The organism is Alkalicoccus saliphilus, from assembly GCF_003044065.1.
GTDB classification, from domain to species: Bacteria; Bacillota; Bacilli; order Bacillales; family Salisediminibacteriaceae; genus Alkalicoccus; species Alkalicoccus saliphilus.
The window spans coordinates 34,178-57,531 of the sequence record NZ_PZJJ01000007.1; the positions used below are offsets into that span (position 1 = coordinate 34,178).

The 23,354-nt window shown below is 47.0% G+C and carries 14 protein-coding genes; 13 read left to right on the forward strand and 1 reads right to left on the reverse strand.

Going from position 1 to position 23,354, the window contains the following annotated elements; genetic code table 11:
• The first annotated feature begins 240 nt into the window (after positions 1-240).
• From C6Y45_RS06095 to C6Y45_RS06105, 3 genes are all read left to right on the forward strand, one after another.
• Positions 241-1,068: a helix-hairpin-helix domain-containing protein gene (locus C6Y45_RS06095; RefSeq protein WP_107584298.1), complete on the forward strand. Its 828-nt coding sequence runs from the start codon at positions 241-243 to the stop codon at positions 1,066-1,068.
• Positions 1,069-1,647: 579 nt separating this feature from the next.
• Positions 1,648-3,012 (forward strand): CAP-associated domain-containing protein, encoded by a 1,365-nt coding sequence (locus C6Y45_RS06100; protein WP_107584300.1) that lies wholly within the window; start codon positions 1,648-1,650, stop codon positions 3,010-3,012.
• Positions 3,013-3,465: 453 nt separating this feature from the next.
• The gene (locus C6Y45_RS06105; protein WP_107584302.1) at positions 3,466-4,320 is read left to right on the forward strand and encodes a GNAT family N-acetyltransferase; all 855 of its coding nucleotides are present in this window, start codon (positions 3,466-3,468) and stop codon (positions 4,318-4,320) included.
• Between the two features lie 43 nt (positions 4,321-4,363).
• On the opposite strand, the gene C6Y45_RS06110 is transcribed toward C6Y45_RS06105, so the two are convergent.
• Positions 4,364-7,657, reverse strand: coding sequence for a peptidoglycan-binding protein (locus C6Y45_RS06110; RefSeq protein ID WP_107584304.1), 3,294 nt, complete (start codon positions 7,655-7,657; stop codon positions 4,364-4,366).
• 322 nt (positions 7,658-7,979) lie between these two features.
• On the opposite strand from C6Y45_RS06110, the gene C6Y45_RS06115 reads away from it, so the two are divergent.
• The 10 genes from C6Y45_RS06115 (at position 7,980) to C6Y45_RS06160 (ending at position 23,251) form a co-directional block, all read left to right on the forward strand.
• Complete coding sequence (locus C6Y45_RS06115; RefSeq protein ID WP_107584306.1) at positions 7,980-9,122, forward strand: glycosyltransferase; 1,143 nt, start codon at positions 7,980-7,982, stop codon at positions 9,120-9,122.
• Positions 9,112-9,903 carry a glycosyltransferase family 2 protein gene (locus tag C6Y45_RS06120; RefSeq protein ID WP_107584308.1) on the forward strand — a complete coding sequence of 264 codons (792 nt, stop codon included), beginning with the start codon at positions 9,112-9,114 and terminating at the stop codon, positions 9,901-9,903. Before C6Y45_RS06115 ends, C6Y45_RS06120 begins: the two co-directional genes overlap by 11 nt.
• A 4-nt stretch (positions 9,904-9,907) precedes the next feature.
• Positions 9,908-10,684: an ABC transporter permease gene (locus C6Y45_RS06125; protein ID WP_107584407.1), complete on the forward strand. Its 777-nt coding sequence runs from the start codon at positions 9,908-9,910 to the stop codon at positions 10,682-10,684.
• 16 nt (positions 10,685-10,700) lie between these two features.
• Positions 10,701-12,236, forward strand: a complete 1,536-nt coding sequence (locus C6Y45_RS06130; protein WP_107584310.1) for an ABC transporter ATP-binding protein — start codon at positions 10,701-10,703, stop codon at positions 12,234-12,236.
• Between the two features lie 42 nt (positions 12,237-12,278).
• Positions 12,279-14,075 carry a glycosyltransferase family 2 protein gene (locus C6Y45_RS06135; RefSeq protein ID WP_107584311.1) on the forward strand — a complete coding sequence of 599 codons (1,797 nt, stop codon included), beginning with the start codon at positions 12,279-12,281 and terminating at the stop codon, positions 14,073-14,075.
• A gap of 12 nt (positions 14,076-14,087) precedes the next feature.
• Entirely contained in the window at positions 14,088-15,299 is a 1,212-nt protein-coding gene (locus C6Y45_RS06140; protein WP_107584313.1) for an ATP-grasp fold amidoligase family protein, read from the forward strand.
• Entirely contained in the window at positions 15,296-16,852 is a 1,557-nt protein-coding gene (locus C6Y45_RS06145; RefSeq protein WP_107584315.1) for a hypothetical protein, read from the forward strand. The genes C6Y45_RS06140 and C6Y45_RS06145 overlap by 4 nt, the downstream gene beginning before the upstream one ends.
• A 3-nt stretch (positions 16,853-16,855) precedes the next feature.
• Positions 16,856-18,403, forward strand: coding sequence for an ATP-grasp domain-containing protein (locus C6Y45_RS06150; RefSeq protein ID WP_107584317.1), 1,548 nt, complete (start codon positions 16,856-16,858; stop codon positions 18,401-18,403).
• A 27-nt stretch (positions 18,404-18,430) separates the two neighbouring features.
• Positions 18,431-20,023: an acylphosphatase gene (locus C6Y45_RS06155; protein WP_107584319.1), complete on the forward strand. Its 1,593-nt coding sequence runs from the start codon at positions 18,431-18,433 to the stop codon at positions 20,021-20,023.
• 1,041 nt (positions 20,024-21,064) lie between these two features.
• On the forward strand, positions 21,065-23,251 hold the full coding sequence (locus C6Y45_RS06160) for a CapA family protein (protein WP_107584321.1): 2,187 nt from the start codon (positions 21,065-21,067) through the stop codon (positions 23,249-23,251).
• Positions 23,252-23,354: the final 103 nt, after the last annotated feature.

Here is a 23,354-nt window from a genome sequence, read left to right on the forward strand (position 1 = left end):
AAACTATAGGGCGGTTTACATGCAGGTCCTCATGCCGGAACCTGCCGACGCCTCTTTCAGTAATAAATAATTCCACATCTTTTCCAAAAGTCCTCTATTTTGAAGAAAAATTTTACAGAATGAAAAAAAGAGGTGTTTTTCAGCTGGATATAGGGAAAAGACTATTTATGGAATCACGTAACGGGATTTGTCTGCCAATAATGTGCACCTCAACGTGCACAGGGAGAGGGGTTTATATTCATGAGAAGATGGATTACAGTCGTATCATCTGCACTGGCAGCATGGAAACTGGCACCATACGCCAGAAAGTCAGTGGAAAAATGGAGAAACACTGAAGAAGATGACAAAGATAGCTCTCGTAAAAAAGGCTCGGCTCCAAAGAAAAAAACCACGAAAAGCAGCAGTGAAAAAAGTACCGGTACAAAATCAGGCACGAAAAGCGGAGCGAAAAAGGCCGGTACGACCGTAGAAGGAAAAAAGAAAAAAGCTGCTTCGGCAGTTAAGAAAAAGTCAGGAACCGGGAAAAAGAGTGCTGCAAAAAAAGATACTTATAAAAATACCGGTAAAACACAAAAGAAAAGTGCAGAAAAAGCAGACGCTGAAAAGAGTTCTACGGAAGAAGAATCCTACGTACAAACCTCCCTGCTTGAAGGGGAGGCAGAAGCGGAAGGAAAACCACCTGCAGATGAAGGCAGGCGGATAGATGCAGAGGAAACGGAAGAAGCACCAGAGCAGACATCCGATGAAAAAGAAGTAAAGGGAACATCAGCGGCAAAAGGTAAACAGAAACAAAAAGCAGAAAATAAGGAAGCAAGTGATTCCTCTGAAACAAAAGAGAAAGAAGAAGACGAAGAAACACCTGAAAAGCTGGGGCCGGTTTTTTATAATATTAACGAAGCTTCAGCCGAAGATCTGGAAAATGTCCCGAGCATTGGTGCCGATCTCGCAGCCCGTATTGTAGAGGACAGGAAAGAGAACGGCCGGTTTAAAAGTGTGGATGATCTCGGAAGAGTCCGCGGCATCGGTCAGCGGAAGCTGACACAGATCAGCCGATTCGTCGAAGCTTAATACAGGCACACCAGGACGCGATTTTTCCTGGTGTGCTTTTCTTTTTTTATGGACTTTGTTAAAGTTCCGGGTTGTTTTTAAGAACTGGAGGCGTCTCTGCCCGGGCATTGATTTTACGGCCTTAAGAGCATCGTTCATGAAAAGCAGTATTTTTATATTTACGAAGAAAAAAACGAAGCGGAAAGCAGCCCGTGGAAGAAGGAGATTGGAAGATCCCGCAGGGCGAAGCCTGAGGAAGCTGAAAATCTCCTCCACGGCAGGCCGGTTGGAAGCGAAGTGTTTCTCCTGGCATCAACAGCGAACTTTAACATAGCTTTATTTTTAAGGCAGCCTATTAGTTAAGACCGAACGTAAACGTTTCGCAGCAAAAGCTGCCACGGTCCCTCTGTCATTACGGAGCTCTAATAGAGCTGTGTTATATAATGAATGCAGGCTTGAAAAAAGTTTTCCATGCCTCTTCTGCTTTTCAGGCAGAAAGGTATGCCTCGGATGAAAAACGTTTTATAATATACTTCCGGAGCTGAATTACTGCTTTGAAAACGAGAAAATTACTCCAGAGAAAACAGGAGGAAACATACAATGCGAAGAAACCAGGGGGGCGGGTTTTCCACGTTTTTGTTTATCGGAGTTATTTTCTTCATCTGGCTTTATCCGTTTGAAGTGACAGAGGAGCTGAGGGATGCCGATTCAGAAAGCGTGGAAACACTTTCCACGGAAGAAATAGTTATTGAAGGCGGGAAAATAGAAGATGGGCACACCATGGTTTCTTTAAGGGAGCTGTTTGAAGCGATGGACGTGTCATGGGAGGAAGAGGAAGATACGATTGATGCGGAGCGTGAAGAGGAGCGGATCTCTTTCACAGTTGGAGAAACAGCCGTTTTTGTAAACGAAGAGGAAGAAGAAATGGAAACTCCTCCGGTTGAAATGGAGGATACAGTCTATGTTCCTGTTCGTTTTACTGCCGAAGCTTTTGATGCGGAAGTGAGCTGGCTGGAAGAAGAAAGTACGGTGCTGATCGAAGATGACCACCGGGAAATTAAGGTACTGATAGAGGAAGACGAATCTGAAGAAGCCACGAAGGAAAGTGACACAGCAGAAACATTGGAAGTATATGGTGTTTCACTCGGGGATTCTCAGAGCGAAGTGACAGAGGCATGGGGAGACCCTGAGAGAGTAACTGACAGCCACTACAGCTTTGAATGGTATACGTATCATGACGATTATGACAATTTTCGAAAAGCCGGTATAGTGAACGGGGAAGTGGCAGCTCTGTACACAAATACAAATGAACTGCATTCTCCGGACAATTTGGAATTGGAAACATCACGGAATGAGGTCCGTGATATTTTCGGGGAGCCGGAAGAAGCTATTTTGAAAGGGACAACCAGGTATACTCAGGGAGACACAGAGGAAACGGATCTGTTCCGAGTTTACGATGGCTATTTAACCGTTTACTACGACGTACACAGGGAAGATGCGGCTACAGCAGTGCAGCTGATAGACGAAGATGTTGAGCAGGAACTGAGCGGCTATTATGCAGAAGGTTCCGAAGAGCTCGCAGAAGACTTCTCGAGGCAGATGTTCGATCTTGTTAATGCCGACCGTGTGAAATTTGATGAGGAACCACTGGAATGGAACGATGAAGTAGCCCGGGCAGCTCTCGGGCATAGTGAAGATATGGCAGAAAGAGGCTATTTTGGTCACGAGTCACCGGAAGGGACGTCTCCTTTTGACAGACTGGACGATGAAGGCCTGACGTATACCCGTGCAGGAGAAAATATTGCAGCGGGCCAGCCGAGTGCGATTATGGCAGAGCAGGGACTCATGAACTCAGAAGGCCACCGCCGCAACATTCTCAGCAGCCAGTTTGAGGAGCTGGGAGTTGGAACAGATTTTGACGAGGAAGATCGTCCATTCTTTACGCAGAAATTTTATACGAGGTAATTCTGCCGGGATGAAGCTGCTCTTCCGGAATATTACTCTTCATAAAAAAAGACCCGCTGTCTTTAAACTGACAGCGGGTCTTCAGGCTGGTTTATAAAGTGTTTTTTATACATGCCTATGCACTTCCCTGCTTTCGCCTCCGCAGGACGTTTCCGGGCGGGGGGCCATCGCGGGACGCCTGCGGGAAAGCAAGAGCTGAAGATCCACCGGGGAAGACATTCCCCGGTTAGCTGAAGCCTTGCCGGCGGCAAGCGAGCGTTGGGCTGCGCCCTTCCTATACAGATAGCCGCTCAAAAAGAGAGATCTGCTAAAAAGGAGAGCTCTCTTTCTATAAACTGAGTTTTGTCCCACCCTCCTCTTTTGTTCCATTAAGCCCTGCCGTTTTTCTTTGCCGCTGATTTCTAATTCAGCTATACTTTACAAAGATGGAATTTGAGACGGGGAGGAAGCCTTATGAACGATTACAGCATACGGATGCTTAACGGGGACGATATCCGGCTTTATGAGAAAATGGATACGGGAATTGAAAACGACTATATCGTCCGTATTTTCGACCGGCTGACAGAAGGGCGCAGTGAGATGTACGGCCTGTTTACAGAGGACCGTCTCGTCAGCACAGCCGGTTATACGCTGTTTGCCGGCTGCTACGCGATGCTCGGTCGTCTCAGGAGCGACAGAAATTACCGCGGCCGTTCCTTCGCGACGACACTCATGAATTATGTGAAAGAACAGGCGCTCTCGAGGCCGCATATTCAATGGGTTGGGGGAAACACCGAGGAGCAGAATGCACCGGCAAGACATGTACTCTCCAATATCGGACTGGAGAAGCAGGCTGTACTGCAGATCGCAGCTGCCGATCAAGTCAACGACCTTGCTTCAGGAGAAGCCCCGTGGCGGCAGATCACCGATGATAAAAAGAAACGTCTCTGGCTGCGGGAAACGTTTCTTGAATCAGGGAGAATATTTCCGTATGAGTGCTACTATCCTTTTCCGGCTGATGAAGCACTTTTTGGTCATGAAAATTTAAATACGTGGCGTTTTTATGAAAATTCTTCAGGCACCCGCTATATGCTCACGAAAATTGATACGAAGGACCGGACCTACCTGCACGTCATTTATCCGTGGCAGGATTACAGGAATCAAAACGGCCTGTGGGAAACAATTGCTGCTGAACAAGCACGGTCAGAGCATGAACTTCAGGAACAGCTGCAGATCTGGCTGGATGTTCAGGACGGCGGGGCCCTGCCTGAAAACCACCCGTTTGAACTGCGGTCAAGATGGACGCTTTATGGCAAACAAACAAACTAGAAAAAACTTCCACCGGATGAGGTGGAAGTTTTTTTCTGAAAAATTAATTGAAATAGTCGATAAAGGCATCGCGTATAGCTTCCGCTGCAAGCTCGCGGTAGGAATTCTGACGGAGTTTGTTTCCGTCAGTAGGATGATCTGTAAAAGCTATTTCAAGCAGGGCACTTGGAATCTGGGTGGAACTGATCACAGTGAAGTTAGCTTGATCAACACGGCGGTACCGTGTCCCCATTTTTGCTACTGTATGATTCTGCATATGATTGGCAAGTCTCTGGCTGTTATTAGCCTGAAAACGGTTGTTCCAGAATGTTTCAGTCCCGTGTGCCGCTCCATTAAATGCATTTGTATGAATGCTCAGGAATGCATCGGCACCGGAACGGTTTGCCACAAAGGCACGTTGACTTAAGGAGAAAAAGATATCTGTACGGCGGACCATAATTACTTCCGCACCTGCAGCACGCAGCAGTTCTTCCGCACGAAGACTAACATCGAGTACAATATCTTTTTCTCTAAGACTGCCCGATACAGCGCCTGGATCATGCCCACCATGTCCGGCATCGAGCACAACTGTGCGTCCAGCTAGTGGGCCGGAACCTGCAGACGACTTCGAGGCGAACTGCACGTAACCAGCAGAAACATATCCGGTCTTATTACCATCATAGCGGATCTGATGCCAGCTGTTTGCAGAACCAGAGCTGTGAGTGGAAAGAACTTCAACTCGTGTATTAGAACCGAGATTATCAAGGACTCTGTGACCGGACCCTGGACCGGAACGAACATTTAAAGAAGTTCCGTTCGTGTAGGCAATCTGATTCGGCCCATTAAAATCGCTTCCTGGATCCGGAGTTGAAGAGGTATTAATAAGGCTTCCGGAAACAAAGGCGGTTCCTCCGTTAAAGATAATTCGATACCAGCCGCTCTGTTCACCAACAATCGTTACTACCGTGCCGTTGGCAATAGAACCGACGATACCATAACTCGTACTCGGCCCGCTGCGTACATTTAGTGCAGTGGCTGTAACAACACCAGTCATAGCTGCCTCATTGAGCAGTTTTGACAAAGTTTCGAGCGTTGAATCATCTGCAATGCCGTTTACTGTAAGTCCATTGGCAGACTGGAAAGCACGTACAGCTTGAACTGTAGCGGCATCATAAGAAGCTGATGGAGTGGATGAAAAGTTACCATAGCCGAGATCAGCGAGGTCCCGTTTCAGCTCACGGACATGATCACCGGAAGCTCCCTCATAAAAAGCAGTTTTTAAAGCTTCAGTAATAGTATCAAGTACGAACTGATCCGGGATACCAGTCGCCGGAAGGGTGTAGGCCAGCTGGAAATCTTCAACAACGCCCATTGTTACCGGGCCGAATTTGTTGGACGGTGAGGACGGGAAGTTTCCAAACCCGAGGTTCGTTAAATTGATTTTAAGGTCGCGGATATGTTCGCCGGAAGCTCCGTCATAAAAAGCGGTTGTCAGAGCCTGGGCCACCGCATCAAGCGTGCGCTGATCCGGGATGCCGGTGACGGAAAGCCCGTGAGCCCGCTGGAAATCTTCGACAACACCCATCGTTACCGGACCGAAACGGTCGGACGGTGAGGACGGAAAGTTTCCGAACCCGAGGTTTGTCAGGTCATGCTTCAAATCGCGGATGTGTTCGCCGGAAGCTCCGTCATAAAAAGCGGTTGTCAGAGCCTGGGTCACCGCATCAAGCGTGCGCTGATCCGGGATGCCGGTGACGGAAAGCCCGTGAGCCCGCTGGAAATCTTCGACAACACCCATCGTTACCGGACCAAAGCGGTCGGACGGTGAGGACGGAAAGTTTCCGAACCCGAGGTTTGTCAGGTCATGCTTCAAATCGCGGATATAATCGCCAGATGCCCCGTTATAAAAGCTTCCCTCAAGTTCCTCTGCGATCAGAGTCAGCATGGTTTCCGTGGGAAGGCCTGTTGTTTCAAGGCCGTAAGCTTTTTGGAAATCCTCGACAACACCCATTGTTACTGGACCGAAACGGTCAGAGGGAGAAGACGGAAAATTTCCAAACCCAAGGTTTGTCAGGTCATGCTTCAAGCTGCGGATATACTCACCGGAAGCACCGTCATAAAATTCACCGATAGAAGTAGAAGTTTGACTTAATGCTTTCAAGTCACCATTTAATTCCGCTTTCATCATATCGAGCATTTCATTTGTTGGCAGACCATCTACTTTAAGACCGAAAGCCCGTTGGAAATCTTCGACAACACCCATTGTTACTGGACCGAAACGGTCAGAGGGGGAGGACGGGAAGTTTCCAAACCCGAGGTTCGTCAGGTCAAGTTTCAAGTCTCGGATATACTCGCCGGAAGCACCGTTGTAGAAGTCACCAATGTATGTGTAGGTAGAGTCGTTATCTGCAGTGAAAGTAGAAAACGTAGAGAAGGAAGAGAAAGAAGCTTTTTCTTCGGAGCTGTCTTCTTCAACAGCGTGTTCCTCGGAGTTTTCGTCTTCGTTTACAGCGTTTTCTTCGGAGGAATTTTCAGAGCTGTCTTCTTCAACAGCGTGTTCCTCGGAGTTTTCGTCTTCGTTTACAGCGTTTTCTTCGGAGGAATTTTCGGAGCTGTTTTCTTCAACAGCGTGTTCCTCGGAGTTTTCGTCTTCGTTTACAGCGTTTTCTTCATCTGTCGATTCAGCGCTGAGCTCGAGAGCAGTTTCTGTTTTGTTACCGGCTGGATCCAGCAGTTGAAAAATGAATTCTGTGTCCTCAGTGATTTCTGGAAGCTCGATGGAAAAAGTGCCGTCTTCGGCAATTTCGATATGGAGCTCCTCAACCTCTTCAAGAGCTTTGGAATCCATCGTTAATTCCAGGTTCTGCGCACTGAGTCCGTAATCTTCCAGAGGACTCGCAGCAGTACCGGATAAAGTTTCATCTTCGATATCCAGCTTAGGTTGTTCACTTAAGTGAATGAAAGAGCCATACGTAATATCCGGATCTTCTAAAGACCCGATAAAGTACCGGCCGTCCTCGAGATCCAGCTCAATAATTTCTTCATCTTCCAAAAGTTCAAAGGACCAGTTAAATCCCTTTTCTTCTTCTTCCAGCTTCATTTCACCTAATAAACCGTCTTCGTCGAGTAATGCGAGCGCATCATCATCAGGAGTTTTCTCAAATGAGAGATGCAGCTCCTCTTCCAGCTGCTGGTTAAACAGAGCTGGTGAAATTTCTGCTTCAGCTGTTTCCTTTTCTGGAAATAAATCATTTAAAACGTCCTCTGCCGATCCTGCAGATGCAGGGAGGGCGGAAGTCATAAATAACAGCGAAGCAAGGCCAGTAATACCTGTGTTTTTTGCTAAGTGCTTCTTCAATAAATCCGCTCCTTTCTCTATTTGTGTTCTTTGTCGTGAATGACTTGAGCTTCCAGACAACTTACATTGTTTTGTATGGATGAAAAATTAAGGAAAATATTCACCACGATAGTAAGTTTATTACATCCTAAACAATAATACATGCTACTTTTCTTGATATTCTTCGTAGATAAGCAAACTTAATAATCTTGTAACATTTCTTTCCTTTCAATTGTATGAAATATCATTTCAATTAAACGAAAATGACTTTCATTATGATATAATATGACGTTGGAATGCCCGTGACATCCGCTACAAAATCCGAAAAACCGGGAGTTTTCATATGAGACAGTCAGTTAAGGTGCTGCACATGACGACACTGCATCACCCGCTCGATCCAAGAATTTATTATAAACAGTGTGCTTCATTAAAAAAAGCCGGATACGACGTAACGCTTCTTGCACCGGTGCCGTCAGACATAAAAGAGGGAGAGGTTCCGTTTGAGCCGCTTCCGAAATACAAAAGCCGCTGGAAAGGTCTTCTTTTTGGAACGGTACGCGCCTATTTTCGTGCCAGAAAAAAAAAGGCGGATGTGTATCATATCCATGACCCGGAGCTTCTTCCGGTTGGCTGGCTGTTAAAAAAAAAGGGGAACCACGTTATTTACGATATACATGAAGACTATGAAACAGGCATCGTGCAGAGACAGTATTTCAACCAGCCTGTCCGAAAGTTTATCGCATTCATTTACAAAAAAGTGGAATCGGTATGTACCCGGAAAATGGAGCTCATCCTTGCGGAAAAGTATTATCAGGAAAAATATCCAAAGGGCACATGCATTTTAAACTATCCGCTGCTTCAGGAGAAGTTAACGGGAATCGACCGTTCCTTTGAAAAAGCAGACAGCCTTCTTTATACCGGAAACGTTACGAAAGACCGGGGTGCTCTTCAGCACGCGGTGCTTCCCGGAGCAGCTGATCATCTTAACGTGCATCTTTACGGCTACTGCCCGGAAAATCTTGCAGCGGAAATGAAGCAGACCGCAGGGAAAAACGCAGCACAACTCCATCTGCACGGCGAAGGATATTACGTACCGAAAAAAGACATTGATGCTGCCTACGCACAGAACGGATGGCTTGCAGGGGTTGCACTCTTCCCGAAGACCGAGCATTATATGAAGAAAGAACTGACGAAGTTTTTTGAATACATGGCCGCGGGGCTGCCGGTTCTCTGCTCCGATTACCCGGCCTGGAAAAAGTTTATGGATACATACAGATGCGGCATCTGCGTAGATCCGGAAAACGCGGAGGAAATAAAAACAGCCGTGGAAACACTCCGCCAAAATCCTGCCGAAGCAAAAGCGATGGGAGAACGGGGGAGGAAGGCCGTCAGGGAACATCTTCACTGGGGACGGGAAGAAGAAAAACTGACCGCACTATACGACCGCCTTAACGGCATTAAAGCAGGTGAAGATGATGACAGATAATCAGCCGCTTGTGTCGGTGATCACACCGGCATATAACGCAGCAGCAGTTATAGAAGAAACGATGACTTCCGTTATGAAGCAGTCTCATACAAACTGGGAGATGCTCATCGTCGATGACTGCTCCACAGACGAAACGAGAAATATTGTCCGGGAATACGAACGAGCGGACAGCCGTATCCGCCTTATTGAACTGAAGGAAAACAGCGGAGCAGCAGTTGCCCGAAATGCGGCACTGGAGCAGGCGTCAGGATCGTTTGCTGCCTTTCTCGACAGTGATGACCAGTGGCTCCCGAATAAGCTAGAGCGCCAGATCGCCTGGATGAAAAAATACGGAGCGGCATTTACGTTCAGCCAGTACTACGTCATTGACAGTGACGGCCGGAACCTCGGACTGGGAGACGTTATTCCACCGCAGGTGAGCTACCGGGATCTCCTTAAGCAGAACATGATCGGCTGCCTGACGGTAGTGGTGGACCTGACACAGACAGGCCCGCTCCGGATGGTAGACATACGCACACGTCAGGACTACGTGCTGTGGCTCGAACTGTGCCGGCGGGGATTCACCGCCTATGGACTCGGCGAGCCGCTGGCTGTTTACCGCCGCCGGAATGTATCGATTTCCAGCGACAAAAAGAAGATGGCCCGGCAGAACTGGAAAGTGTACCGGGAAGTAGAGCGTCTGAATCTGCTGAAAAGCAGCTATTACTTTATGCATTATGCACTAAACAAATGGAAAAAATACCGACGTGCTTCAACGTCAGGAAACGGCGGTGTCAGGTAACGCTATGCGACAATACATGGATGAAATAATAAAGCGGAAGGACTTGATCGTTTATTTGATCAAATCCGGACTGAAAGCGGAGCACCGGAACAGCTATCTCGGCTATTTCTGGTGGCTTCTCGACCCGCTGCTCGGCGTGGTCGTCTATTACTTTTTAATCAGTTTTATACTCGGACGCGGCGGAGAAAACTTTGCCGTCTTCCTCGTCATCGGACTCGTTTCCTGGCGGTGGACGAATACAGTTATTAACAGCTCGGCGAAATCTATTCTGCGGTATGCCTCGATTATTAATCAGGTGTATCTGCCGAAGTCGATTTTTCCAATTACGAGAACATTTTCCCAGCTCGTCAACTTTTCATTCGGGCTCGTTATTGTAGCCGTCTTTCTCGTTGCATTCGGCGTAATGCCGGGCTGGCAGGCGGTCTATCTGCCGGTGATTATCATCGTACAGCTCGTCTTTCTGCTGGCGATCGGTCTATTTCTGGCATACACTTCCGTGTTTGTCCGGGATATTGAAAACCTGCTTACGCATGTTACGAGAATCCTGTTTTACTCCTCCCCGATTATCTGGGAAGGAGGACGGCTTCCGGAGGAGTACCAGTGGGTAGTGGATATCAACCCCATTGCTCACATCGTCAATTCCTACCGGGACGTTCTGATGTACCAGCAGTCGCCGAATTTTCTTGCGCTGTCCATCATTCTCGGAGTGTCGGCGCTGCTCGTTTACGCGTTCCTTTTCTACTACAGCCGGAACGAATATAAAATTATTAAAGCTCTTTAAGTAAGGAGGTGGAAGCATGAGTGAACAACAAGCTGCGGAGAACCGGGAAGTGGTGATCGAAGCGAAGAACCTCGGTGTTAAATTCCATACCGGAAACCGCACGGACGACTATAAATCATTCGCTCTCCGCTTCATTAAACGGGAGAAGGATCCAAATGCCGGAGAAGCTTTCTGGCCGCTCCGGGATCTCAGCTTTAAGGGATACAAAGGAGAAATTCTCGGTATTATCGGTTCCAACGGTTCCGGTAAAACGACCGTATGCAAAATGCTTTCCGGCATACTCGAAAAAGATGAAGGAGAGCTTATGGTAAACGGCCGGGTGTCGGCCCTGTTTTCGATGGGTATGGGCTTTGACAAAGAGCTGACAGGACGTGAAAACGCCTATCTGAACGGAATGATGCTCGGAATCTCCAAAGACCGCATTAACGAATTTATCGATGATATTCATGAGTTTTCCGGTCTTGGAAAGTTTCTTGACCGGCCGACGAAAACATACTCCAGCGGAATGAAAGCACGTCTTGGATTCAGCGTGGCCGCTCATCTGGAGCCGGAAATTCTGATTCTCGATGAGGCACTCAACACCGGGGATGCTTCCTTCGGCCAGCGTGCCGCTGACAAAATGAAAGAGCTTGTGGAAAAAGCAAAAATGGTTATTCTTGTGACGCACAGCCTGAAATATGCAAGAAGAAACTGTGACCGGCTCATCTGGCTGGATAAAGGTGTCATACGTGCAGACGGCAACCCGAAAAAAGTGACGGAGCAGTATAAAGAATCGGTTCCTGAACGAAAGCCGCGTGCCCAGAAGCGTCTGGATATTGAAAAGACAGAAACGACCATCACTGACGAAACAATTGTAAAAGCAGAAAATATTGGTGTGAGATACCATATTAATAAAGAGGATTTCTGGGCGTTGAAAGAGAATTCATTCTCTATAAAGGAAGGAGAAGTTGTCGGTATCATCGGTCATAACGGGGCAGGAAAGAGTACGCTGTGTAAACTGATGACAAATATTCTCACTCCTGACGAAGGGAAGCTCGAACTGAATGGGGAAACAACCTCACTTCTCGGTTACGGAACCGGATTTAATACGCAGCTTACAGGCCGCGACAATATTTACCTGAACGGCATGCTCCTCGGAATATCCAAAAAGAAAATTGATGAGGACTACGAGCAGATCGTGGAATTTTCCGGTATCCGCCGGGCGATTGACCAGCCGGTAAAGAACTATTCGAGCGGTATGCAGGCCCGGCTCGGCTTCAGCATTGCCGCGACGCTGAAGCCTGATATCTTCATTCTTGATGAAGCCCTGTCGACCGGTGACATCGCCTTTAAGCAGAAAGCGAGCGAAAAGATTCAGGAAATGATCGAAATGGCAAAGTGCGTTATCATCGTTTCCCACAGCATGAGCTTTGTCGAAAAAATCTGCACCCGTGTCATCTGGATGGACCAGGGACGTATTCTTTACGACGGCGACCCGGGGGAAGCGATTTCCCGCTACAAGGAAAAGTATAACGTGAAAAAGAAAACCAGACTGAAAACACGCAAAAAATAACCTTTCCAGCGCGTGTAATAACGAAAGCAGGTGGACCAATTCATGAGCAGACTGCAGACAATGAAAAAAAGCGTAAGTTCGAGAATGACAAAAGAACAGCGGGACCGGATGAAACAGATCCTTCCGTTTATCGGTCTTCCCACAGCAAAAGTTGAAACAGCGAAATGGAAGCTGAACAACCTCGGCTTTACCGAACGGGGTCTTCAGGATATGGAGTATTTGTACGAGCACGCAAAAAATCCGGTAATAAAAAGATTTGCAGCTTTTGAGCTGGCTCTCTGGTATATAAATCAGTACTCCAGAGAGGGTTCGGAGAAAGCACTCGACTATCTGCTGGACATGCTGAAGACAGAGGTGAACCAGGAAACAATCCGGCGGGCTTCTATTCTCGCAGCGGAAGCGATGGTACATCTCGGTGTGACCGACCGCGCAGGAGTGATGCTCGATGCGCTTATTAAAAAGAAGCCGCACCCTGATCTTTACCTGGCCCGTGTGAACACGCTGAAAGGCAGCGAATTCCGGATTCCTTATTTAAATAAAGTACTTTCCGACGCAGGGCTTTTAAAAGTGAAGCTGAACGAGGACGTTCAGAAGAAACTGTCGGCCTACGATGCGCTCGAGGCGCGTGTGAAAAAAGAGCTTGTCAATCAGCCGTCGCTTAAAGATGTGAAAGTAACCGTTCTCGTGCCGGTGTATCACGCAGAAAAAACGCTCCAGACCGCTGTACGCTCACTGCAGGCTCAGACGTGGTCGAATCTGGAAATTTTCATTATTGATGATGCATCCACAGATAGTACAGTCGAGGCAGCAGAAGCCCTGGCTAAAAAAGATGAGCGCATTAAAGTGCTTCAGGTGGAACAGAACGGCGGCCCTTATGCTGCACGCAACCTCGCGTTGAAACAGGCGGAAGGAATGTTTGTTACGGTGAACGACGCGGACGACTGGTCTCATCCGGAAAAAATAGAAAAGCAGGTAAGGCACCTGCTCGCGAACGACAACGTCGTAGGAAATATGTCTCAGCAGGCACGGATGTTTGAAGACCTTACCCTTCACCGACGGGCAAGACCAGGGGAATTTGTCTTTAACAACATGTCCTCCTTTATGTTCCGCAGAGAAAAGGTACTCGAAAAGCTCGGTTCATGGGACAGGGTCCGTTTTGCTGCAGATTCGGAATTTATTTTCCGTGTAAGGCGTCTTTTCGGAGAGCAGTCTGTTGTGGAACTGACGACCGGACCGCTGTCTTTTCAGCGCCAGTCGGACCAGTCGCTCACAGGAAACGAAGCTTTCGGGCTTCCAAACTACAAAATGGGTGTGCGCCGTGAGTATGAGATGGCGCATGACTATCATCATAAGCACGGCCGCTCGCTCTACTACGATCCGGATCAGACAGAAAGGCCGTTCGCCGTGCCGGAACCGATGCTTCCCGAGCGCGAGGAAAAGGAAAATGGGCGCCGGAAGTTTGATATCGTTTTTGCGGCAGATTTCCGTGAAGAAGATGCCCTGCCGTCCGAAGAGTTCCAGTCTGCCGAACAGGAAAATAAACGAATCGGCTTTGTACTTTTATACCGATACAATGCTTCGCCGTTCCCCCACGTTCACCCGAGGTGGAGAAAGCTTATTAACAATGGTGCAGCGGAAATGCTCGTTTACCGGGAAAAAATCCAAGCCGGGGAAGTCCGTTTTCCGGACATTGAAGCTCTGCAGGAAAAACAGCGTTACGTGCCGCTTATCGAAGCCGGCAGAGCTGTAATCAGCGGAAAGACCCGGAACAGAGATCATGTTGAAATTGAAAAAGCGGTGCACCGCATAAGCGGTAAAGCACCTGAGTGGAACGAGTAAAGGAGGAATTGCATGCAGCCATCTCCGATTTCCCGACTGCGGGCGCGGTTGCTCGGCAGTAAAATAACGAGGCTGGAGAAGGAAAATCAAAAGCTCCGCCGCCGGATTTATGAACAGGAAGTAACCTCCCCGCCCCCGCTCCCGGAAAAGCAGCCGGTAGAGCTGGAGCGTGTGAGAGAAACCGTCCGTGCCGCCCGGCGGGAAGGGACGCTGTTTGAGCTGGCTGCTGATATTGCTTTAAGCAGGCAGGGGGCGGGTGATTATTTCCGGGAAGCAATGCTGGAAGCACTCAAACAGGCCTCCGGAGAAGGAGAAGCAGCAGAGGACCGGATGCGTCATCTGCTGCTGCCTTCGTTTACGGCATCGGAGCTTCCCGAGCGGTTTGTCCGTGGCATTGAGTCCCGGGACGTACCGTCACTGGAACCAATCGCTTCCTTCCGCGGTCAGCTGACTTCCCGCGTGAGGCGCAGGCAGAAGGGACATCAGCTGCCGGAATGGGTGGTGGACGATAAGCAGAAGGCCACCCGGTTTGCTTCAGACCTCGGGCTCCGTGTACCGGAAGTGCTGAAAGAAAAGACGCCGCTGAAAGAGCTGCCGCTGCAGAAAGGCACGGTTGTTAAGCCGTCTTCCGGTGCCGGAGGACGGGGCGTGTATATTATCCGCTCCGAAGCGGATATATTGAATGTTAAAACGTCCGGTCTCCTGACTTCAACGTCTGAACTGAAAGAACTTATGCACGAAGATCTAAACAAAGGCCGTGTGGCAGAAGACAGCTGGACTGTGGAAAAACTGTATTATGACGACGAATCGTACGGGCCTGCACGGGATATTAAGTGCTACACGTTTTACGGGAAAACAGTACTCATTCTGGAGATTACCCGCAGTCCGGAAATCGGCTACTGCTGGTGGACGCCGGAAGGAGAATCGGTGAATACTGGTAAATACAGTGAGAGCCTTATGCAGGGAAGCGGGATCAGGGAGGAGGAGCTGGAGGCAGCCGGCCGTTTAGGCGGAGCCCTCCCGGCCCCTTTCTGCCGCTTTGATTTTCTCCGGACGACAGAAGGTCTCGTTTTCGGGGAATGCACCCCGAAACCGGGAAACTACGACCAGTTTAATGAAAAAATTGATACAGCACTCGGTGAAGCGTTTCTTGACGCGGAAGAGCGGCTGTTTCAGGATCTCCTGAACGGAGCGACCTACCCACACTGGAGGAATTTGTTATGAATCGATCATGGCCCCCTCATCTGCCCGAAGATATCGTCCGGCAGGCAGAAGGCCCGCTTCTCTGCGGTTACTTAATTGCGCTTGAAGGCTGGCGCCGAGGACTCGATCTTCACTTCCATTCAAATAAAAGCAGTCTTTTTGAAGATATACCTGTCTGGTACACACACCGGCCGGGCCGGCTGTTCACACTTTCCGACGGGGATCATTCCGTCCGCTTTTTTCGTTCTCGGGGGGAAGGCACAGCACCGGAAACGGTGAAATCCGGTGCTGATAAAGCTGTATCGAAAACTTTCCTTGATGAAGCAGGAGTGCCGGTACCGCGGGGTGCTCTTATCCATGGGAAAGAGGAGCTGGAGAAAGAAGCCGCCCGCCTTTCCGGACCGTTCGTACTCAAGGTCAGTAAAGGAAGCTTCGGAAAAGGGGTAATAACAAACCTTCAAACGACTCCTGACCTGTGGAAAGCATTTGAAGAATTAAAGCAGGAGCACCCCGGCGAGGAAATTCTGCTGGAGGAACACGTGGAGGGGCCGGAGTACCGGCTGTACGTGGTAGGGAAAAACACAGTAGGAGCGGTACGGCGGGATCCGGCTTCCGTAACCGGGGATGGAAAAAGCACGGTGCGGGCACTTATAGAGCAGAAAAACCGTCAGCGGAAAAAGAATCCACGGCTGGCAACTGCTCTTATTACAGTTGATCGTGCGCTGGAAACCGAACTTCAGCACCAGGGACTGACGCTCGACAGCTCTCCTCCGGAAGGCAAACTTGTTCCGCTCCGAAAGCAGAGCAACGTTTCCCTCGGCGGCGATCCGGTGGACGTGCTGGACGATATACCTGAACAAATGAAAGCGACGGCCGTCCGCACGTTAAAAGCTTTCCCGGATTTTCCGCACGGTGGAGTGGACATTATTCATTCGCCGGACCGGGGACCTGTCGTGCTTGAAGTAAACCCGACTGCCCAGATTGCCCTCATGGTGTTCCCGATGAGCGGAACCGGAAGGGATATTCCAAAAGCGATTATTGATTATTATTTTCCGGAAACAATAGGAAAGAAGCGGGCTTCCCACGCCTATTTTTCGCTCGCAGGCAGCCTTATGGCACTGGAAACAGGAGCTGCAATGCGCTCCAGAGTACCGGACTGTCCAGCTGAAACGCCGCACGGCATCCACTGGATACTGGAAGGCGATCTTACGGTAACAGAGCGTGAGGACATACGTACGAAAGCGATGGAACTTCATCTTATGGGATGGCTGAAACAAAAAGCGCCCGGGTGGCATCTCTACGCCGCCGGGGAAAAAGCCGGCGAACTGGGCGGAATGGCTTTAAAAGCAGCAGGATCAGGAGCACAGCTCAGCACCGGGCCGGCATTTGTGACACCGTCGTTCACCGTCTTTGAAAGCCGGGAAGAAATCAGGCGTGACAGCAGAGAGCTTCGGACACTGATAGAGAAAACAGCGAAAAAGCGCCGGCGTACTGAAAAAGTACTTACAGCGCTTAAGAGCAGTGCCGGACTTCCCGGGAGGCTTCCGCTGCAGCTTATGAAAAGGAGGTCGTAGCGGATGGAACAGACAAAACCGGTCTGGCTCCCTCATCTGGAGGGGGCGGTACCGCTCTCCGCAAAAGATAAAAAAATCAGCCTCTACACCATCGCTCTGGAAGGATGGCGCAGAGGTCTGGAACTGACATTCTGGTCCATCCGTGGAGACGACGGGGAGTTTCAGCTCCGCTTTCAGCTGTCGGACGGCCGCACAACCCATCAGTTTCAAGGATCCAGAGGAGATAAAATTACCGACGAGGCGGACGCTGTCTGTGACGATAAATCCCTTACTAACGAAGCGCTTAAAAAGCACGGTGTTCCTGTACCTCATGGAAAAACTTTTTCCGAAGCGGCCGGTGATGAAGAAATTACGGCTTATGCTCTGGAAAAAGGATTTCCGCTCGTACTAAAGCCGACTAATGCCTCCGGCGGAAAAGGAGTCATCGTCAACATCCGTGATGAAGAAACTTTCCGGCGGGCTGTTGCATACGTCCGGCAGGAGCTGAACTTAAAGCATGTGATCGTAGAACAATTTGTCGAAGGGGAAGAGTGCCGTGTCATGGTACTCGACGGCAAAGTGCTTGGAGCGGTGCAGAGGCGCCCGGCAAGTGTTACAGGCGACGGAAAAAAAACGGTCGCACGGTTAATTGAACAGAAAAATGAAGACAGACGGCAGGTACCCCACCTGTTTCACCGGCCGATCAAGCTTGACCGGCAGTTTTACAATACGATGCACGCATCCAACTGGACGCTCCGCACGGTGCCGAAAGCAGGAGAAACAATCGTTGTAAAACGCGTGAGCAATATTTCCGCAGGGGGGGATCCGGTGGATGTGACCGATCTTCTTTCCGAAGGGATAAAAAAAACAGCAGTGCGAGCGGCAGAAGCGGTTCCCGGACTGCCCCATTGTGGTGTAGACTTAATGGTGGACCCGGACTGGAAGGAAGCAGTCGTGATCGAAGTAAATACGAAGCCCGGACTTGGCTCACACCTGTTTCCGATTACCGGAAGAAGCCGTGATGTTCCCCGGGCACTGATCGACTTTTATTTTCCTGAAACAAAAAAAACGCCGCGCGCTGACGACGTATTTTTTGATCTCCGCACGATTGAAGCGGCGGTGAAAGCAGCTGGAGCCTCGGAAATCACGGTGGCCCCTGCACCGGATGAAAAGCCGGAAGTAAGACTGACAGAAGGGACCGTCCCTGATCTGAAACAGAAAAAACACCGGCTGGAGCGGTTTATCAAGGAGCTGCCGCTTATCGGCACAGTTCATATTATAAAAAATAAATCCATCAGTGCAAAGCTCGCCGGAAAACCGGGCGATCTGGAACGGGCGGCTTCTTTTCTGAAAGAGCTGTTCCCGGAAAACCTCACTTTATCGGCAGCTGATGGACCGACGGCCAACGAATTAACATGGAAGGATGATACAAATCCGTCCTATGTGGAAACCTATGTGGAAAGACGCCGGCTCGTGGAAGAGTGGAAGACAGAAGAAAAAGCTGCCGCCCGGACAGCGAGAGAAGCGTCCGGCTTCCGCAGCAGATTAAAGAAACGATTCGGCAGAGAATAAATCTGCGCGTACAGGAGGAAAACAAGCGTGATACAGGAAACGACTTATCAATGGCTCTCTCATCTTGAAGGGGCCGTACCTAAAGCAGGCCAGGGAAAACGTATCAGCACGTACACTGTCGCACTCGAAGGATGGAGACGGGGAATCCGCCTCCGCTTCTACCGGGAATTTGATGAAGAAATGAAGCTGAAAGTCCGTTACTCATTGAAGCATAATGATAAAGAACATCATTTTGCCTTGTCTAAAGGAGATCTTGTAACAGATGAAGCTTTCGACATATGTGATGATAAAGATTTGACAAAAAAATATTTGGCAGAAGCAGGCGTACCGACACCGCTCGGAAGAAAGTTTCCCGAGGACAGTTCCAATGAAGAAATTCTGGCCTACGGTAATGAGCTCGGCTACCCACTCGTTCTGAAGCCGGTAAGTGCAAACGGAGGGAAAGGCGTTTTTGCAAACGTCCGGGAAGAACAGGTACTGAAAGAAGCGATTGAATATGTCCGGGATGAACTCGGCTACAAAGAAGTAATTATTGAAACGCACATTCCCGGGGAGAAGGAATTCCGGGTGATTGTACTCGGAGAAATCGTACTCGGTGCCATGCACCGTATTCCGGCAAATGTTGTCGGGGACGGCCAGCGGACGATCCGTAAGCTGATTCAGGATAAAAACAAGTTCCGCCAGCTGAATCCTCATTTAACGAGCCGGATGATCCGTATCGATAAAGAAGTACTTTATATGATTGATCAGGCGGGGTACGAACTGGATTCTGTACTGGAAGACGGTAAGCGGATTTACCTGCGCGTGCAGAGTAACTTATCGAACGGCGGGGATTCTGTGGATGTAACGGAAGAGCTGTCTCCGGAACTCGAACGTATTGCGATCGAGGCAACGAAGGCGATACCGGGACTTGCCCAGAGCGGTGTGGATATTATCGTGGACGACGAAACAGGGGCCGGATCGGTCATCGAAGTCAACTCCCGTCCCGGTCTTGGCGGACATCTTTTCCCGATGCTCGGGACACCACGCGACTTTGCGAAGGCGTTTATCGACTACTATTTTCCCGAAACGGCCGATTATCCGAGATCCAATCTGTACTTCGATTTCGATAATGTCATCGCCCCGATTAAAAGCCGGTCCGCCACAATGGTGGAAGTGCCGAAACCTCCGGAAGGGGAACTTTACGGAAAGCTGTATACTGTAAGGGGAAATGTTCAGGGTGTCGGCTACCGCGCGTGGATCAAACGTGAAGCGTTGAAACGTGAGCTGCACGGATATGCGAGAAATGAAGCAGACGGATCCGTTTCTGTCGTAGTTTGTCATCCCGACAAAAAGAAGGTAGAGACTTTTAAAAAAGTTGTTATAGAAGGACCGGAAAAAGCTGTAGTGGAAGAAATTCTCGAAGAAGAATGGACGAAGCCGGTCCGAATGGGCTTTGCGACGAAACAGGCAAAAAAGAAATACAATAAGGGTAATTACCGCGGGCTCTCTAAATCGGAATACAAAAAAGTAGCGAGAAAGTATGACCAGCTTGTCCACAGTACTACGTGGAAAATGACAAAGCCTGTCCGTATGACGCTTGACATCATAAAGAAAATTATCCGTAAAGGGAAGAAGTGATGTAATTGAAGTATGCTGGAGAAATACTGTTTAACGATCTCCTGGAAAAAACGAAGAAGTGCGGGAACTTGGGGATTTTTGCAATCTTTTGTATGCTCAAAAAAGCTATTGTTAATATATAATTCTAATAGCAACTTCTTCTATCCACATATTAGATTTAAAAGTAATTACAAGGCGACAAGAATACGAGTTTTGTTCTGCGGTGATTCTCTTTCAGAAAAAGCCAAAAAATCCATATGTTATCTAAGGTCATTAAGATTTTTCCAGGCTGATAATGATGAAATACTTTTTTGAGGAACTTAAGAAAAATGGTTGAATCTTACATTTGATTTCTCGAACATATATTTGATCCGATTTCATAGTTTAAAGCACCGATGAGGTTGATACTTTAAGGCTGGGAATATGTAGGAGCACTTCGGTGCTTTCATTTCTAAAACTACGTTCGCTGGATCACTTAGTAATATTGAACCATCAATTTATTTTCAAATAAAATAGTGCTGATTTCTCTTTAAGCTTCAGTTACTTCTTTGAGGGTGTTTTTTAGTCCGGAGGTCAAAGAGTACTTCTGAGTTCAAGGTATTTTAAAAAAGTGACACCCCACAAATTAGCACGAGTCCACTATTCATTTTCTATATACTGGATGGTCAATTCAAGAGTCCGGTCGAATATGGAAAAAACACCGACATCGGTCGGGGGGGGGGGGTAATTGTAGAGATTTCAACAAGTTATGCCTTCTATATAGTTATTAATCATTGTTTTTTTGAAGAGTAGCCAAGTACTGACCTCGAAATATCTGCTTTTTTATAGACAGCAATACAAATACAACCTTTTTGTAGTTGAGGTAAATGCTCCAGCTTAGTTCTTTCTTTTGTGAACACTCGAATTTATGACCATACGCCTCACTCATGGCTTTCCCAAATTATTTTTTTAGTAGTGCGAAACCCACGTGTTGTTGTTCTCTAGAGGCCTTTGATAGTACACTCGGGAGTATGAAATATCGAATCTTTATATCAAATTATATTATTAATAGGGGAGGATTTTTTGAAAAAATTCACATTATCTTTTGCTGGAGACATGAGTATTGGAGATTATTACTTCGATAAAAAGGGGGAAAAAGTACTAAAAAAAAGATTACAAGAGCACCCGTTATCTTTCTTTGAAAAAGTGATACCTATCACATCAGAAAGTGATTATTTCTTCTTGAATTTAGAGACGACGTTATTAACAAACCCTAAGGAAGAGTTAAATGAAAATAATAGAAAAAATTGGGATGAGCTGCAAAGAAGTATATCTCTTTTGAAAGAATTAGGAGTTAAAGGTGTAAATATTGCGAACGATCATACAATGAATTTTGGTTTGGAAAAGGCGCAATTCATGAAACAATCCCTTGAAAAACAAGGGATCGAAACGGTGGGTGCTGGAAATAATCAAAGTGAAGCGGAGAAACCTATCATTCGAACACTTGAAGGAGATAATTCTAGTAGAAACCTATATATTTTAAGTGGAATGAGAACCTCTAAACAATTTAAAGAGCAAAACCCTTATTTCGCAGAAGAAACTAAACCAGGATGGAATGCTTTGCAAACCAACAAAATAGTTAAGCAAATTAAAAAAATTAAAGAAAAAGATTTGAATAGTATTATTGTTGTAAGTCCTCATTGGATAAAAAATGATTATCAAACATTCAGCCTTATAGAGAAATATAGAGATCTATGTCAAAATTTTTTAAAAGCTGGTGCTGACCTTGTATTAGGGCATGGGACTCATACGATCTCTCCAATCGAAAGAAATGAAGACGGCATTATTATCTACTCCTTGGGCAACTATATATTTAACTCTGCAGGTCGATTTGAAAGTGAGGCAGCACCTCCATACGGTTATATAGTAAATTTAGAAGTCAAAGAAACAGAGGATGAATGGAGTGTAGAGCCTTTAATTTATCCGATTGTAACCAACAACAAATCTACCAAATATAAAACGAGAAAAGTGAGAAGAACCGAATTTAAAGATATTCAATCAGATATTTTAGAAAAAACTTCTGAATTGAAAAGTTCTTATCGCATCAAAAGGAAAAAAAATCAAAAGGGACAATATTTTGTTACCGAGTATTCAGATAAACTTTTAGCTAAGTATGGAAGTAATATAACTGGGAATATGTATAAAAAATATGAATTGGCAGAGTTGTTATCTCCAGTAGATGAAAAGTTTGCTCAAGAAGTAACTGACTATTGGAACAATCTTTCAGGGAAGCAAGTAGACCCTGCACTTCACATAGCTTTTCAGAACCTGACAGGTAAAAAAGAAGTTAGAGTGATGCCTCGCGAAGTAATGAAATTTGAAGTTATACCTTATTTCAACATTCTTGGGAAACTTAATATGTATGCCGATAAAAATTTATATGATATGTTTTTCCAAACGGATCGTTTAGTTAAAGCAGTATTGAAAAGAGTAAGAGAGAATTATTTCACCGGGGATAACAAACATTTAAACAAGAAAGAGGCTTGGGATCATTTATTATCTCAAAAAGAAGCAGTAATAATAAAGCCTACCGTCACAAATAATGGAGTTGGAATAAATAAAATTCATTTCGACAACAACAGAGCTTATATCAAAGATGAAGAAATATCATTGGAAACGTTAGAAGAACGGTTTGGTCCTAATTTTGTAATCCAAGATGTTCTTAAACAGCATCCTATTATGGCTGAACCTCACCCAAGTTCAGTAAACTCGCTTAGAATGGTAACTTTGCGTTGGAAAGGCAAGATTGAATATCTCCTAACATTTGCTAGATTTGGAGCGAATAATAGTGTGAATGATAATGCGGGGACTGGAGGAGTCTGTCTAGGTATAACGGACGAGGGAGAGTTTATGAATTTTGCAGTAGACGAACATGCACGTAAACATGAAACTCACCCAACCTCCGGATATTCATTTAAAAATCAAGTTAAAATTCCAAATTTTGAAGAATATATAAAGTTCGCAAAAGAACTCCATGAACAAGTTCTGCATCAAGATTACATTTCTTGGGATATCGTAGTAGGCGAAGACGAGAAACCAATTCTAATGGAAGCAAACTTTAGTGGAGCAACTTGGCTCTATCAATTAGCCTCTCAACGAAGTGTATTTGGAGATTTGACTGAGGAAGTTATTTCTTTCGTTATGAAGGAAAGAAGAGTAAGAAAAGGAAGCCGTGATCGTGTGCCTGAACATTTTTATAAAAAGGAATAATAATACATGCAGAATCGACTTTTTGAATCTACCTATGGAACTACTTACCTGATGCAAATATTTTTTGCTGTCAAGTTTCTAGAGAACTTTCAACACTAGCTGT